Here is a 15,472-nt window from a genome sequence, read left to right as displayed (position 1 = left end):
CGAATCCCCTAGACCCGTCGCATGGATACCCTGGAAAATACCAGTGCCTCTACGGTGCAGAGTATAAGCCCGATCCAGATAAACCCGAAACTAACGACTTTCACCTGATCCAGCACTTCGCCAAAAATGAATACTGCCAATACAAACTGCAAGCTGGGCTCGATATACTGGGTCAGGCCAATCATAGTCAACGTCGTTCGTTCCACCGCCAGGGCAAAAAATACCAACGGCAACAAGGTCACAGGCGCAGCACCGGCATAAAGCCAGAAAGTGGTCATATCACCCGCCAGTACTGTCGAACTCCCATCCATGAAGCCAAACAATATATAACCCAGCGCAAACGGCATTAATAATGTCACTTCAACGGACATCGAGGTCAGCGAGTCGAACCGGATATATTTCTTGATTAGGCCATAAAGCGCAAAAAAGCTGCCCATCACCAGTGACAACCAAGGCAATTCACCATAGAAGTAGACCTGATAGCCAATACCGCAAACAGCAAGGATCACCGCCGCTTTCTGCGCCCAGGTGAGTCTGTCTTTCAGAAACAACACACCAAAAGCAATAGAAAACAGCGGATTGATAAAATACCCGAGACTTGCTGCCAAGACCTGATCATTGGTTATTGCCCAGGTAAAGGCATAGAGTGAAACACAATTCAGAATTCCGGCGATAAAACACAGGCACAGTGACCGCTTGTTCTTCATCGCGTTGAAAAAAGTCAGGCTGGGTATCTTCAGGCACTTTAGAATCAGTAACATTAACGGCACCGAGAAGATGATTCTCATTGCAATCAACTCATTCGTATCCGCCTGAGGTGTAAACTGAAAGTACAGAGGTAACAACCCCCATAATACAAACGCGATAGTCGCGATCACATTACCGTTTACTCGAGCAAACATAATACCCATCCTGCCATTGAGATCATCAAACAATAAATTTGTTCAGCAAGGTTTCTTGCTGATGAACTTTCGAGACCTGTTCATTCATTTGCAATGATGATTCATGAGCCCGATCCGACACTTGCTGGGACAGATCTTTTATCTTGATCGTATTGTTATTGATTTCTTCAGCGACCAAACTTTGCTCTTCAGCCGCCGAAGCAATTTGCAAGTTCATGTCAGAGATCTGAATAATGGACTGCTTAATTTGGTGGAGTGAATCTCCGGCTTCCAATGCCTTCGACACGGCCTCATCGGTCAACATTTTGCTTTTTTCCATCACGCTGGTAGCCGAGCGAGCCCCGGACTGAAGCTGGGCAATCATGCTATGTATTTCTGTAGTCGACTGTTGGGTACGCTGCGCCAATGTCCGGACTTCATCCGCCACAACGGCAAAACCGCGTCCTGAGTCACCGGCACGAGCAGCCTCTATTGCGGCATTCAGTGCCAGTAAGTTGGTTTGGTCGGCTATCTCATTAATCACCGAAAGAATCGACTCAATATTACCCGTTGCACTTTCTAAATCCTGAACAACAACAACCGTCTCATCTATTTGCTTAGCCAAAGTACTGATAGCATCGGTTGTATGAGATACAACACTCACACCATCTTCCGCCGCCTTGTCCGCCTCCTGAGCGGCAGCAGCAGCCCCTTGTGCATTACCGGCAACATCTGAAGACGTCGAAGCCATCTCATTCATAGCCGTCGCCAGCTGCTCGACTTCCGCGAGTTGATTGGTAATGTCCGTCGCGGTCAGCGTGGCGCCCTGAGTCGTAACTTCAGCATCAGCACCAATTTCAGCGCCGAGAAGCTTAGTTTCTTGAATAAGGTGCTGTAACTTGCCAGTGAAAGCATTAAAGTTCTGGGCCAGCTCGGAAAACTCGATATCTGTATTGGTATCTAAGCGGTGAGTCAGATCACCCTGTCCGGAAGCCACATCTTTCATTGCCTCGTTTAATACCCCCAATGGACGCATAAAGTACCTAAGTACAAAAATCAGTGCGAGAACGGCAATAAAGACAAAAGAAACGGTCATCACCATTGACGACGAGCGCAGCTGAATAATCGATGAGTAAGCTTTTTCGTAATCAAGAATGACACCGATATACCAGTCTTGACTATCAATAGGAGTAAAATCGATATAGGTCGGCTTACCTTTATAATCAATGAGTTTGTAGTTTTCGCTGATACCATGATCACCAATGAAAGCGCTCAGGTTCTTGCCAACCAGTTTCTGATCCGGATGAGATACAATCGTCCCATCCTTATTCACCATGAAGATGTACCCGGCATCAAATAATGAAATCTGATTGATAGTGTCAGAAAGAAGGTCCAAGTTCAGATCGTAAAAAATAGCAGCCTCAAACTGCCCCTCATTATAAACAGGGGTGGCAATCGACACTAAAATACTCCCCGTATCCCCCATATAAGGAGCCGTGATAATAGTTTTACCTTCATTTTTGGCCCGTCGGTACCATGGACGAGATCTCGGATCGTACGTACTGCCCGGTTGCCAATTAATATCGTTACTCTGTATCCGTCCATCGGCTTCAAAACCCATACCAATCAGAGAAAAGGCATTCTTAGCGATAGGCTTGTTGATAACGCTGGCAATATGTCCGGTAGAAACTTCGTCTTCAATCATTTGAGCGGTATAGGTCGCCAATTGCGATTTCGATACAATTTCATTGTCTACAGTCGCTTTCACACCATTTACTATTTCCGCAATGCTCTGATGAATTAACGGCTCGACTTGTGACTTTACCTGTCGGTATTGTTGAAGAGATAAAACTGACAGAGCAACAAACACAATAACGGATGATATAAAAACCACCTTGTGCTGAAATTTAATTTTCATAGTATCAATTCTTAACTGTTATTGTTTATATATTTCTAGATTATTACCTAGGAAATTTAACCACATTGTTTGAGCGAGAGTCTGACCATATCAATATATGTTGGTAATAATGCCTAAGCAGGAGAATACCTATGCTAAAAACAGCAAACATAAATACAATAAGATAACTACTCTCTTTTACATCGGAAGATGAAAAACAGAGTAATAGCCCAATACCAATGCCGATAGCACTGAGGAGCTGCAGCATTGGATAAGAAAGGTGGAAAAAACATTTAAGGTTGAGCATAAATGAAAACAACCCGTTTTTTAGGAATTTCAAAACAACCTCCATCTACTTATCAATACACTAGAAATACCACCGTAATAACCACTGCGCGCGATATATATCTATGAGAAAGTTCTCACTGTTAAAAATAACTTTTCGAGTTGTACTGAAACTGCTTATATCAAAAAAGACATAACTAACTGTAAGATTAGCTATGCCCACGAATGACGAATATACCCAAACTACCTCAAGATGCTCGTTTCAGCGAGAATTACTTGGCTTGTAGGCTAGGCACCGATTAGAAAATCTAGTGGCTCTAAATTAATAATCGGTAACAACGCATAGAAGCCAAGTAAACTCGCCCTTTGGGAGTGAGCCAGCGAGCCCATTTCTGTGTCAAATAGCGTTGAAAGGGGCTACCATTCCTACCGTTATTTTCCTTGAACTGAACTCGCTGGTCTCACTCTGAATCCTGCATCTTGAGGTAGCTTGGGTATAGTTATCTAACACCAAATACAGGCAGCAGTTTGTCTATTTACAAACTGCTGCCGATAGATTTCAGGAAAGGAGTACTGAGCTGTTAAGGCTTAGCCTTTATTTAACTGCTGCTCAACCAGCGTCTGCCAGTAGTTAACACCTGTCATCAGAATATTATCGTTAAAGTCATAATATGGGTTATGAAGCGCAGTACCACCACATTCTCCCTGGCCATTACCTACCAGGATATAGCACCCTTTCACTTCGCGCAGCATGAAAGAGAAGTCCTCGCTGATCGTAAACGGCTCACAGTTTCCATTCACGTTGTCGGCCCCAACAACAGCCTCGGCAGCCTTAATAGCGTGAACAGTCTCTTCCGGCGCATTGATAGTAGACAGGAAGCTGTTATTGAAGTGGTATTTGTAGTCTACGCCTGCCGACATACACTGCCCTGCAGCAACACGTTCAATGGCTTTTTCTATCTTATGCAACGCTTCATCCGTATAACTACGGGTATCGCCGGTAATTTTCACCTGAGAAGGAATAACATTCACAGTGCCGTTTGTTGCAAACTCAGTAACTGAAATAACCGCAGTTTCATTAATCGCGCTCAAATTACGCGAGACTATCGTCTGCATGGCCGTAACAATCTGTGCCCCGACGACAATCGGATCGGTCCCCATGTGCGGCATCGCAGCATGGCCACCGGTTGCGATAACATCAATCTCAAAGCTGCTTTCGCTGGCCATCAGAGAGCCAGGTCTCGTTACTATCTGCCCCTCAGGGATCCCCGGTAAATTGTGCATGGCATAAATAGCATCCATCTTCCAGCGTGTGAACAAACCATCTTCAATCATGGCTTTGGCACCCGTGCCACGCTCTTCATCAGGCTGAAAGATAAAATATACTGTACCATCAAAGTTTTTGCTTTGAGCTAACTGGTATGCCGCACCAAGAAGCATAGCCGTATGGCCATCATGACCGCAGGCATGCATAGCACCTTCATGTACTGAGGCATGATCAAAGGTGTTTGCCTCACAAATGCGTAATGCATCCATATCCGCTCGCAAGCCAATTGAACGATCGCTTTCGCCACACTTCAGAATTCCAACGACGCCTGTTCCACCAATACCGCAATGAACCTCAAGTCCGAACTCTTCCAGTTTCTTGGTCACAAACTCTGACGTTTTATACTCTTCCGTACCAAACTCAGGATGTTTATGCAGGTGATGACGCCAGTTGATAACGTTCTGTTCGATGGTCATTATTCTTCTCCGACAAAATCGCGCAGCAGTACTTTGCCGCTGCGCATCTATTAATTAAGCTTCTTGAGGTTTAAGCGTTTCTTCTTCAGTTTCTGGTTCAGTTGTTTCAAATTTGGTGAACACATATAGCGCTACAACAATGAGAGAAACAATAATAGTTTTACCCAGCGCCATTTGTTCACCAAGTGTAACCACAGCTACCAGGTAACCCACTAGCGGCATCAAGTTCAGTGCCATGGTTGCTTTTTCCACGCCAATACGTTTGAAAGCAAATAATTGAATCAGGTAACTACCTCCAGAAATACCTGTACCCAAGAAGATCAATAAGCCAATTAACAACGGACTAGACATAATGATGGTAATTTGGGAAAGGTCCAGCCCCATTGCGAATACCACAATAATTCCCAGAACTGCGACAGAGATGTACTGATAAAGCATCGAAACAACAGAACCATACTTGTCCGCCAAACTTGCACGCAAGTGTGCCGTCCAGGCAAGTGCCAACATAGAGCATGTGACATACACATAGCCCAATAGCGGCGTACCGCCTTCAATCGTATTAGTCGGGCCAACACTCATGGCATAAATACAAATAGCTGACGCAATAAATGCACCCCATTGGATTTTGTTCATTTTAAAGTTCATGAACATCATGCCAAAGAAGACAGTTGCAAATGGCTGCATCCCCTGAATAACACCATTCTCTGTTGCGCCAATGTGAGATAAAGAGAGGAAGTTAAACAGCGAAAATACACCTTGACCAACTATCCCGCACAGCGCAATTTTCAGGTAATCCTTTTTCTCAATCTGTAAAGAGGAGCCTAAATCTTTACTGAGGCTTTCACTGCGAGAAGTAAAGAAAAAGATAATAGAAAGGCCGATTACAGCTGTTACATAACGGAAAAACACCAGTGTCATTGGATCAACCGCCATCGACAACGGCTTAGATACAACCCCGGTAACACCCCAAATTACGGCTACCGCGATTGCAGCAACCCACCCCAAGAATATATCTTTTTTAGTCATATTCATGATACATGCCTACAAAATCATTATTTTTATTCATGAAAACAGGCAGTACACAATATGTACTGCCTCATGTTTTATTTCTTTTATTCAGTTACAGTTTTTGGTTCTGCCGCTGTTTCTTTATGAGCGAACTTCATAAATAGCATCATAGAAACAACAACCACAGCCATCGCAAGTAAGCGCATCGGCGTTACCGCTTCACCCAGTGCAAAGACAGCCAGTACAAACGAAGACAGAGGCATCAGGTTCAACGCCATACCGGTACCGTCAACACCAACACGCTCCATTGCGTAGATGTACACAAGGTAACTTGTACCTGAGATACCAACACCAAGAATAACGATACATAGCATACGTAGCGGCGAGCTGAAGATACCCAGCGCAGAAGAGAAATCAGCACCTGAGAACATCAGATAAACACCAAAGCCGATAGAGGCGAAAATGAACTGGTGGAACATGGTTGCAACAGAGCCGTATTTTTCAGCCAGTTTCGCACGAGCATAAGCTGTGCAAGAGAAGCTTGCAGCACTACCAAGACAGATAAGGTGACCGATGTTGAAACCATTTGTTTCCGAGTTCGGATCCATAACCAAGATGGCAACACCGACAAATGCGCCGACAGCAGCCAGCATTTGTAGCATGGTGAAGCGGGCATTGTGGCGGAAGAAGCCGACGGTCAGGATCAAGATTGGGATCAGGCCTTGAATAACGCCATTTTCTGAAGCCGTAATATAATCTAGTGACAGGAACGACAGGTAACTAAAGGCACCCTGACCAACGATGCCACAGGCCGCAGCCCAGAACACATCACTGCGGTTATCCCACGTTAACTTGAAGTCTGCCTTTTTCTTCATCTTGCCGGTTGATAGACCAACATTAAAGACAATACCCAAAGTAATGAAAGCAACGGTATAACGAACCCATACCAGTACCTGCGCATCCATCACTTCCATAATAGGTGTACCGACAATCCACGGTATACCCCAGAGCAATCCGATAAAGATCGCTGCAATCCAACCCTTCACTGTGTTACTCATGATCTAATCCTTTCTTCTACACTTATTGGTTTAATAGACGTCCGTAACCTGGACACTGCGCTGCTTTTCCAGTCAGATGCATCGCATGCCAGAACATTGCTGAATTGCTGCAAACAACGGGAATATCAAACTTGTCTTCAATTTCCTGAATATGGTCGAGGACGCGTAAATTGGTGCACGACATAAAGACTAAATCGGCCCCCGAATCTGGTAGGATCTTGTCTAGAGCCTCAAGCATGGACTCTTTAGAAACTGTTGTAATATCTGTATCTTTTTCAATTCCCAGCGAGCCAAGGACAACAACCTCGAAGCCGGCGTTGGTCAGCTGCTGATACAGAGGGAAATTCACGTCTGTCGGATATGGAGAGAAAACGGCAATTTTCTTGGCGCCTAGGTGCTTGAATGCGGCCTGGGCTGCGGTCCATGGGTTGGTAGCAGGGATATCACCGCGATTTTTGGTCAGCAGGTTGGCAACCTTTTCCTCACCGATAATGATAGAGGCCGAGGTACAACCGAAAGCCATCACATCCATTGGCAAACCTGTCGCAATCAAATCTGACGCATCGCTGATACCGGTCGCAATCTGATCCAAGGCTTCAGGCGTCATTTCGCTGCTGTAATAAACACGGGAGCTAAATACACCGGCCTGAGTACCAAGTAGTTTTGCCCAGTCCATCTCTAGGGAGTGGTCAGTACTTAGCTGGACAAGACCAATGTGAACACGATCAATACGCGGAGACTGTACATGAGTAAGTGGAGTTTCAAACTTCTGGAATTCTTCAATCGTTTGCATGATTCTGATCTTTTTATAGTTATGTTGCTTGGTTGCCATGCCGAACACCTCGGCATGGCATAGAATTGAGCTTATGAGATAACAATTAGCTCAGGCTCAGCACGCTCGCTCAGCCACTCTGCACCGTCTTCGGTGATCACGATGTTCTCTTCATGAACCATTGACTTACCAGGTGCATACACCATACCTGGCTCAAGAGTCATCACCATGCCCGGTTTCAGAACCGTGTTGTCAGTCGCCGTGTTGGATGGACGCTCGGTCAGCTCCATTCCCAGGCCATGGCCTAGGCGGCCAACATCGTTGCCCAGTGCACCATTTGCCTCTAACACCTTCCACATTGCGTTGTAGATGTCAGTGGTGGTTGCTCCAGGGCGTGCCGCTTCAAAGCCCTTAGTCGTTGCTTCATAAGTTGCACGGTATGCTGCTTTAGTCTCTTCGCTGGCACTGCCGAATGCCCAGTTACGGTCAAAGTCAGAGAAATAACCATCACGAACCGCACCGGTATCAATGATCAGCACGTCGCCCTCTTCAATAACGCGATCTGTCGGGCCCATAATGATGCTGTCGTAACCGTCAGGACCTGAACCGGCAATGATGTAAGGACATTCATCGGCACCTTCCAGCAGCATATCGATACGGAACTGCTTACAAATCTCACGCTCAGTCATGCCGGAGCGGGCATAATCAGGGATTTTATTGAAGCCAACATTGGTGATGCGGCAGATTTCGCGAGTCTTCTCAATTTCTGCCTGTGACTTAATCTGGCGCAGCTCATGCATCGCTAATGACACATCGACAAACTCTTTTTTCACCATGGTTGTCAGCTTCAGGTAGTTATTCACCGGCATGCGCAAGTGAGACTCAATGCCCAATGTCGCACCGACTCGACCGTGACGGCATGGCAGCGAATTCAGGGCACTGGCCACCAGACTGATCCCGTCATCCTCTGGACGCGGTGACGGCCAGGTGATGATGTTTTCCACCCAAGTGCCAGCCATGCCACTTGCACCAATTTCAGGGATGATAGCGATTGGCTTACCTTCGGCAGGAACCACGACAAACCAAGGACGAGTTGGGCTATGCCAGAACTGAGTATGGAACCCAGTAAAGTAACGAACATTCGGCTCAGTTGTGAAAATCATCGCATCGAGCTTCATCTCATGCATGACTTTCTGTGCACGTGCTGTTCTATGTTCAAATTCAGACGTTTCAAAACCACGTTGTAAATAGTTAGTCATTACGACCTCTTCCTTTATTGTCATGGCTGTGTGGTAAGGCTGTAGGGCACAGAAGTGAACGGTAACCGCCACACAGTTCAATATTGTTTACGTTACTGTGGTGCATCTTACTGAATATTGAGTTAAATAATGTGACCTATGTCGCGCAGTTAACTTTAGTGCACTATTTGAGGTTAAATTTGGGTTTTTTTATGATTTGAGTCAATTTTAGTTCCCATCAGTTAACTTTACAGTTGCCTGATATCGCAATTTATAGTTTTATAGTTACACAAAGTTGATTTTAGCCTTGCTTTCTTGGCAACTGAGGAACAAAATAGTTAACAGTCTCAGTTCACTATTGTGGTCATAAATGAAAACTACAGCATATGCATCGTTTAATGCAGAATTTACCGACAAAGACAGAGAGTTCTTGGTTACTTACTTTCGGTTAGCCGACACCATTGCTGATTTTATCGGTCCTCATTGCGAGGTTGTGATTCACTCATTTGAAAGCCTGGAGAAATCAGTCGTCAAGATCGTCAACGGCCACCACACAGGTCGTAAAGTTGGCTCCCCGATAACTGATCTCGGGCTAAAAATGCTCAGCCTGATCGAAAAGACGGGCGAGGTAACACCGAAAAGCTATTTCACGACGAGCAAAGACGGCTCTTTACTGAAATCAACGACCTGCGTACTGGCAGGTGAAAACGGAAAGCCGATTGGATTGTTTTGTATCAATATGAACCTGTCCCATCCCTTCCCGGAAATAATCAAAACATTAATGCCCGACATGGCGAACTCCCACGTCGCTGTTAATGAAAATTTCAGTTCATGTGCAACCGATGTGATTGAGCAAGCGCTTGATCATGCTATTCAAGAAATTGAAAGTGACACTTCGGTTAACTTGAAAGGTAAAAACAAAGCGATAACCAAGCTATTACTTGAAAACGGGATATTTGAATTAAAAGAGGCGACAGCCATGGTTTCCGAGCGACTCGGGATCACTCGCCATGCAGTTTATAAATATATCCGCGAATTCAAATCGTAATAACAGAGATAAAAGAGAAAAATAATGAAGACAAAAATCCACACAGATCTAGCCCCTGCAGCAATTGGTCCATACTCACAAGGTACGGCATTCAAAGACATGGTTTTCACCTCTGGCCAACTACCGCTAGACCCGAAAACAATGGCTTTTGTTGAGGGAGGCATCAAGGAACAGGCTCGTAAGTCGCTGGAAAACCTAAAGGCAGTGCTGGAAGAGAGCGGTGCTTCATTGGATTCTGTGCTAAAAACAACGTGTTTTCTGTCTGATATGGAAAACTTCGCTGCATTCAACGAAGTATACACAGAAGTATTTGGTACCGAGAACGCGCCAGCCCGTTCATGTGTCGAAGCTGCACGTTTGCCTAAAGATGCACTGGTTGAAGTAGAAGCTGTCGCTTTTATCCACCAGTAATAACGAAGTGAGGCCAGCCGTCGCCGACGGTGGCCTAGTCCCTGTTCTGCCCCTTTCGAAGTGATGATTATGCTTAAAGTCTCTAATAACCAGTTCTATACCGGTGAAACCTGTTCACTGTTCACGACAGAAATCGCGCAACGTACCCGCGAATTCCATCGTCAAATTGAGGGTTACCAGCCAACTCCTTTGGTTTCATTGCCTCAACTTGCCGCCAAACTTGGCGTAAAAGCTATTTTGGTCAAAGATGAGTCTCACCGTTTTGGTCTAAACGCATTTAAGGTACTGGGCGGTTCATATGCCCTGGGCAGACTACTGGCTGAACATCTGGAAATGGATATTGCCGAGATCGACCTGAAAACGGTTGCTTCGAAGCTAGAAAAACCACTGGTATTTACCACTGCAACTGCCGGTAACCACGGCACAGGCGTCGCATGGGCTGCTCGTGAAATGGGTCAGAAAGCGGTTGTATATATGCCGAAAGGCTCTGCACAAGCCAGTGTTAACCGTATCAAGGGACTGGGTGCCGAGTGTATCGTTACTGACGTTAACTATGACGATACTGTTCGTCTTGCCAACAAAACCGCCGAAGAAAATGGCTGGATGCTAGTACAAGATACAGCGTGGGAAGGTTACGACAAGATCCCAACATGGATTTCGCAGGGCTACATGACAATGGCAGACGAAGCTATTGAACAAGCGGGAACTATGCCTGAAGGCCTGCCAACTCACGTAATGCTTCAAGCTGGTGTAGGCGCAATGGCTGGCGGTGTTCTTGGCTTCCTGGCCGACAAACTGGGCGCAGAGAACTTTAAAACCATTATTGCCGAACCAAGTGCCGCTGACTGCATCTTCCGCTCTGGCTCAAGCGAAGACGGCAGCATGGTCAACGTAACCGGTGATCTCAACTCCATCATGGCCGGCTTGGCCTGCGGCGAACCAAACCCTGTTACTTGGCCAATCCTACGTGACTGTAGCGACGTATTTGTCTCTGTTGACGATAATGTTGCCGCAACTGGTATGCGTATTCTCGGTAACCCGCAAAAAGGCGACCAGGCTATCACCAGCGGTGAGTCAGGCGCAATTACCATGGGTCTTCTACACCTGCTGGCAAATCACCCTGAAGGGCAGAAAGTGGCGCAGGACCTTGGTCTTGACCAGGATGCTGTGGTCATGATTTTCAGCACCGAAGGCGATACCAACGCCGAGCGTTACCGCCAGATCGTCTGGGAAGGCAAACTGCCTCTGAACGACTAAGAATAATCAAAATATATCATTAGCTTGATAGGCTAATTGACAAAATATACCCCCTCTAAATGACAAGTTTAGAGGGGTATTTTGTTGGTATTGCTTCATTACAACTGTCTCATTACATCTAGCCCATCATGTCTATTTCATGATATCTCTCATTGCGCCTTCCCCAAGCAACCTGGTGAATCATCACTCGTTACTGGCTTTTTTATCTACCGGCTTCTTTAACGGTTTTGTCTCTGCCTTATCTCTCGGTGACAGCTCTACAACTTGCTCTTTTTCTGCTGGATGGGTACTGCCAAAGAACTTGCCGCCTTGCTCGATACTTAAGTTATCACAGTAAATAGTGCCTGAAATTTTACCGCTCTCGATGATTTCAATGGCATTGGCGTAACAGGTCCCTTCGATAAGCCCATTCACAATGATTTTATCGGCATAAATCTCACCTTTAATGCGCCCTGACTTGCTAACCACTAAGTTTTTGTCAATCCGAAGCTTACCTTCGATAATGCCATCAACCTGAATATCGCACGCTAGCTGGAGCTCGCCAGTGATGTTACATCCCTTTGCGATGACAGTTGTAGTTGCATGCTGACCTGTTGCTTTACTTTGTTTGTTAAAGATGCCCATTTAACTTTTTTCTCTTTTTCAAAAATAGATTCAAAATTGTTTATATCCCATTCGACAAACGGGCGAGGATCTAGCGCCCTACCAATAAAACGGACTTCATAATGCAAATGCGGGCCTGATGACAAACCTGAATTACCGGAATACCCAATCAAGTCTCCCTTGCTAACAAATGCACCGCTTCTTACAGCAAACTTCTGCAGGTGGGAATATGACGACGTAAAACCAAAAGAGTGCTGCAAGCGCAGGAAGTTTCCCGACCCTTTATTGTTTGGTCGTACCGTCGCAACAACCCCGTCAGCAGGCGCATAAATTGGCGTACCGATATTCACCGCAAAATCTAACCCTCGGTGTAAGCGTTTAGTACCTGTTACCGGGTGTATACGTACGCCAAATTGAGATGACTGCCTGGCATTTTTAACAGGGGCTCCGTTGGGTAAGCTCTTAAGAATAGCTACTCGGACTGCCGAATTGAGCTCTGCCACATCCAAACGGGATTCCAACTGCATATCGCCATCGGCATTTACGCCAAGCATGTTCTCCAGGCTTCCCAATCGTTCAGACACCGTGATCAGTTGGTTTTCCCGGTCATCCAGATCGTGTTCAAGCTTCTTTCTCATTAGCTCTAACGCATTGAGGTCCTGGTTTAACGAAAAGGACAAGCTCTCCAGCTCTGCTTGCTTAGTCCTCGAAAACTCGACCTCATTGAGAAGGTATACGACTGTGCCAGCAATCAGTAACGAAGCGACCGACAATGAAGCGACAGCCCAGCGAACAGCTTTCTGTTTCGTCTTTCCTAGATAGAAGTATTCGGAGCCATTTATCGTGGATACCGAAATAGTGATACGATCCTTCATGTCATTGTATGTTTAGCAGCTGGCCTTATTAATTCATAAGCGACAGCTTCGACAATCTCTTAAGGGAGCCTGCCTATTGATCTGCAATTGTTTCGTTGTGATAGTATTTACCGTTTAGGTAGCTGAGAGTTGATCGCGTGAAACTGGATGATATGGAACTGTTTGTAAAAGTGGTTGAGCAAGGCAGTTTTACCAAAGCTGCCGACTATTGCGAGCTCCCCAAGTCGACAGTCAGTCGCCGTATCCGAGACCTGGAGCAAAGCCTGAAAACCCGGTTACTGGAACGAACGACCCGCCGTCTTCATCTCACCGAAGTCGGCGAAGCTTTTTTTCACAAGGCACAGCAAATACTGCAGGAAGTCGAGACCACCGAAAAAGAAATCGCCCAGAAACAGGGGGACTACTCGGGAAAACTGACCGTCTACGCCCCTGACTGCATTCTTGAACTCTGTGTCGATCATGTCGCCCAGTTCTGCCAGGATTATCCAGACATCTCGCTAAATTTACATTCTGACTCTCAGCCGCAACACCTGATGGCCGAGAAACGGTTTGATTTACAGCTCAATATTGGCGAGCAGCCGGATTCTTCGTTTATTGCCCGTCCCCTGGCAACCCTAAACTATGACTACTTTGCCAGCCCGTGCTATCTGGCCGCTCATGGTATACCCAACACGCCCGCAGACCTCCAGCACCTATCAACCCTGGCCCTGGCCCTGACCCAAGGCAACCCCAAGGCAATGGCTTGGCGTTTCCACCAGCGAGAATTGCCGCTAAACCATAAGTGCTGTGTAGACTCTCCCTATGTATTAAGGGCGCTGGCCGTCGCTGGCCAGGGCATATGTTGCCTGCCGACGATCATGGTAAGCAACGAGATTGCGGCTAACAAGCTCGTTAAGCTATTTGACGGCCAATACGCCTTTCAACAGGACTTATACGGTGTCTACCACTCCCGACGCTATGTGCCCAACAAGGTAAAACTGCTGCTTGATGAAGTTGAGATGCTCCTGCAGGCAAGGATCGATTCGATCGAGAATGGCATCAAATAACATTACTTTTATTATGCCATTTAATGGCACAGTGCATTCCACGAAGACCGGTTTTTCCTCAAATACGCCCGTTTTAGACTCACTCCATCAGTACTACCAGAGTGAATCAAACGATGAAAGACATTATCAAAAAACACTCCAAAAGCATTTTCTGGGCCTGTATGATTCTGGCCCAGATCTGTGTTGGTTTCCTGTTTAAAGACTTGGCGGATATCAGCCAGTGGTTTATCCAGTCACCGAGGGAAAGCACGATGTGGGTTTGGTATAACCGCTACCTACTTGCATTTGTCGGCTTGGCCGCTTTTCTTGCCGTTCTTTATTTTAAATTCAAGCAACGCGACATCATCAACAACAAACCCTTAATTTTCCTTTCCTTGCTGTTCTGTTTCAATTTCTACAGCGGCATGATTAACCCACACATTATGATGCGCGCCCGGATGGATAACGGCGTATTTCTGTCTGTGGAGCAAGCAACCAAATATTACGCCCCTAATGAGAGCGTGATTGTTCTTGAAATCAACGGTAAAGCGCGGGCACATTCCGACAAGCAGTTGCTGCGCCCGCATGTTGCCGGTAAAGGCGAGCTCGGTGGCGAAAACGTCGTCATGACCTACTGCGGCCTAACTAACCTGGGAATGGCCTATACACCCGAAATCAACGGTCAACAGCTCGATCTGGCACCAATGAACCAGTTGGAAAACAACTTGGTCATGTACGATAAGCATAGCGGCGAGCCTATTCAGCAACTTTGGGGACAGAAAGAAACCGACCGCAACAATAATGCTGATACGAAAATGCGAGAGTGGCCAACTTACCGAATGCCATTTGAGAAATTTGCCAAAGCTTTCCCTGAAGGCGAAGTATTTGTTAACGACTATCTGGTTGATGATATGAAGGCGTCATTCTGGGAAAACCCATTCTTGGCGATCTACGATCCAATTATGGAGCTAATTTTCAATCATGCCATTGAAGATCAGGCCACCAGTGTCGACCCTACCTTCCCGACCATCAAGCACGTCGATCCTCGTCTTCCGACTAAAGAAACTGTCTATGGCCTAAATGTGGGTGACGACTATGTGGCATACACTGTCGACTTCGTGAAATCTCATACCAAACCTGTTAACGCAACGGTTGGCGGAAAAGAAATTGTTATCAGCTACGACAACGAGTTCAAAAGCCTGGGTATTTTCTACAATACAACGGGAGAAGCTGTCACCGAGATCGATTTCTACGGTCAGACTCCAAACGGCAAACTGCCTCGAGTTGAAACCGTCAAGGCCGGTGCCTACTGGATCATCTGGGCGAACTTCTTCCCGGAGACCGACATCAACCGGGTATAACCCTCCCCTT

General features: G+C 46.2%; 14 protein-coding genes. 5 read left to right on the top strand and 9 right to left on the bottom strand.

The features are described from left to right. Nucleotides 1-8 precede the first annotated feature (8 nt). The 7 genes from rarD to L4D19_RS04165 all read right to left on the bottom strand — a co-directional run bounded on the left by rarD (nucleotide 9) and on the right by L4D19_RS04165 (nucleotide 8,903). A complete protein-coding gene (rarD, locus tag L4D19_RS04195; RefSeq protein ID WP_428451337.1) occupies nucleotides 9-902 on the bottom strand; it encodes an EamA family transporter RarD in 894 nt (297 codons plus the stop codon). Between the two features lie 25 nt (nucleotides 903-927). Next, nucleotides 928-2,793: a methyl-accepting chemotaxis protein gene (locus tag L4D19_RS04190; protein ID WP_428451406.1), complete on the bottom strand. Its 1,866-nt coding sequence runs from the start codon at nucleotides 2,791-2,793 to the stop codon at nucleotides 928-930. 858 nt (nucleotides 2,794-3,651) lie between these two features. Continuing rightward, nucleotides 3,652-4,806, bottom strand: coding sequence for a M20 aminoacylase family protein (locus L4D19_RS04185; protein WP_428451336.1), 1,155 nt, complete (start codon nucleotides 4,804-4,806; stop codon nucleotides 3,652-3,654). A gap of 54 nt (nucleotides 4,807-4,860) precedes the next feature. Beyond that, complete coding sequence (locus L4D19_RS04180) at nucleotides 4,861-5,838, bottom strand: DMT family transporter (protein ID WP_428451335.1); 978 nt, start codon at nucleotides 5,836-5,838, stop codon at nucleotides 4,861-4,863. 80 nt (nucleotides 5,839-5,918) lie between these two features. Further along, complete coding sequence (locus L4D19_RS04175; RefSeq protein ID WP_428451334.1) at nucleotides 5,919-6,872, bottom strand: DMT family transporter; 954 nt, start codon at nucleotides 6,870-6,872, stop codon at nucleotides 5,919-5,921. 22 nt (nucleotides 6,873-6,894) lie between these two features. Beyond that, the gene (locus L4D19_RS04170) at nucleotides 6,895-7,665 is read right to left on the bottom strand and encodes a maleate cis-trans isomerase family protein (RefSeq protein WP_428451405.1); all 771 of its coding nucleotides are present in this window, start codon (nucleotides 7,663-7,665) and stop codon (nucleotides 6,895-6,897) included. A gap of 71 nt (nucleotides 7,666-7,736) precedes the next feature. Further along, the gene (locus L4D19_RS04165) at nucleotides 7,737-8,903 is read right to left on the bottom strand and encodes a M24 family metallopeptidase (RefSeq protein ID WP_428451333.1); all 1,167 of its coding nucleotides are present in this window, start codon (nucleotides 8,901-8,903) and stop codon (nucleotides 7,737-7,739) included. Nucleotides 8,904-9,252: 349 nt separating this feature from the next. On the opposite strand from L4D19_RS04165, the gene L4D19_RS04160 reads away from it, so the two are divergent. The 3 genes from L4D19_RS04160 (at nucleotide 9,253) to dpaL (ending at nucleotide 11,598) form a co-directional block, all read left to right on the top strand. Continuing rightward, entirely contained in the window at nucleotides 9,253-9,930 is a 678-nt protein-coding gene (locus tag L4D19_RS04160; protein ID WP_075764350.1) for a helix-turn-helix transcriptional regulator, read from the top strand. A 24-nt stretch (nucleotides 9,931-9,954) separates the two neighbouring features. Continuing rightward, a complete protein-coding gene (locus L4D19_RS04155) occupies nucleotides 9,955-10,341 on the top strand; it encodes a RidA family protein (RefSeq protein ID WP_160657614.1) in 387 nt (128 codons plus the stop codon). Between the two features lie 69 nt (nucleotides 10,342-10,410). Then, nucleotides 10,411-11,598 (top strand): diaminopropionate ammonia-lyase, encoded by a 1,188-nt coding sequence (gene dpaL / locus L4D19_RS04150; protein WP_428451332.1) that lies wholly within the window; start codon nucleotides 10,411-10,413, stop codon nucleotides 11,596-11,598. A 183-nt stretch (nucleotides 11,599-11,781) separates the two neighbouring features. On the opposite strand, the gene L4D19_RS04145 is transcribed toward dpaL, so the two are convergent. Both L4D19_RS04145 and L4D19_RS04140 read right to left on the bottom strand, forming a co-directional pair. Next, entirely contained in the window at nucleotides 11,782-12,117 is a 336-nt protein-coding gene (locus L4D19_RS04145; protein WP_428451404.1) for a bactofilin family protein, read from the bottom strand. An 8-nt stretch (nucleotides 12,118-12,125) separates the two neighbouring features. After that, on the bottom strand, nucleotides 12,126-13,076 hold the full coding sequence (locus L4D19_RS04140; protein ID WP_428451331.1) for a M23 family metallopeptidase: 951 nt from the start codon (nucleotides 13,074-13,076) through the stop codon (nucleotides 12,126-12,128). 137 nt (nucleotides 13,077-13,213) lie between these two features. On the opposite strand from L4D19_RS04140, the gene L4D19_RS04135 reads away from it, so the two are divergent. Then, nucleotides 13,214-14,122, top strand: coding sequence for a LysR family transcriptional regulator (locus L4D19_RS04135; protein WP_428451330.1), 909 nt, complete (start codon nucleotides 13,214-13,216; stop codon nucleotides 14,120-14,122). 113 nt (nucleotides 14,123-14,235) lie between these two features. Further along, nucleotides 14,236-15,462, top strand: a complete 1,227-nt coding sequence (locus tag L4D19_RS04130; protein ID WP_428451329.1) for a DUF3179 domain-containing (seleno)protein — start codon at nucleotides 14,236-14,238, stop codon at nucleotides 15,460-15,462. Nucleotides 15,463-15,472 lie beyond the last annotated feature (10 nt).

The sequence above is a fragment of the Photobacterium kasasachensis genome (assembly GCF_050336885.1).
Taxonomy (GTDB): Bacteria; Pseudomonadota; Gammaproteobacteria; order Enterobacterales; family Vibrionaceae; genus Photobacterium; species Photobacterium kasasachensis.
The sequence above is the reverse complement of the archived record's forward strand: the minus strand, read 5'-3'. Positions and strand labels throughout refer to the sequence as shown.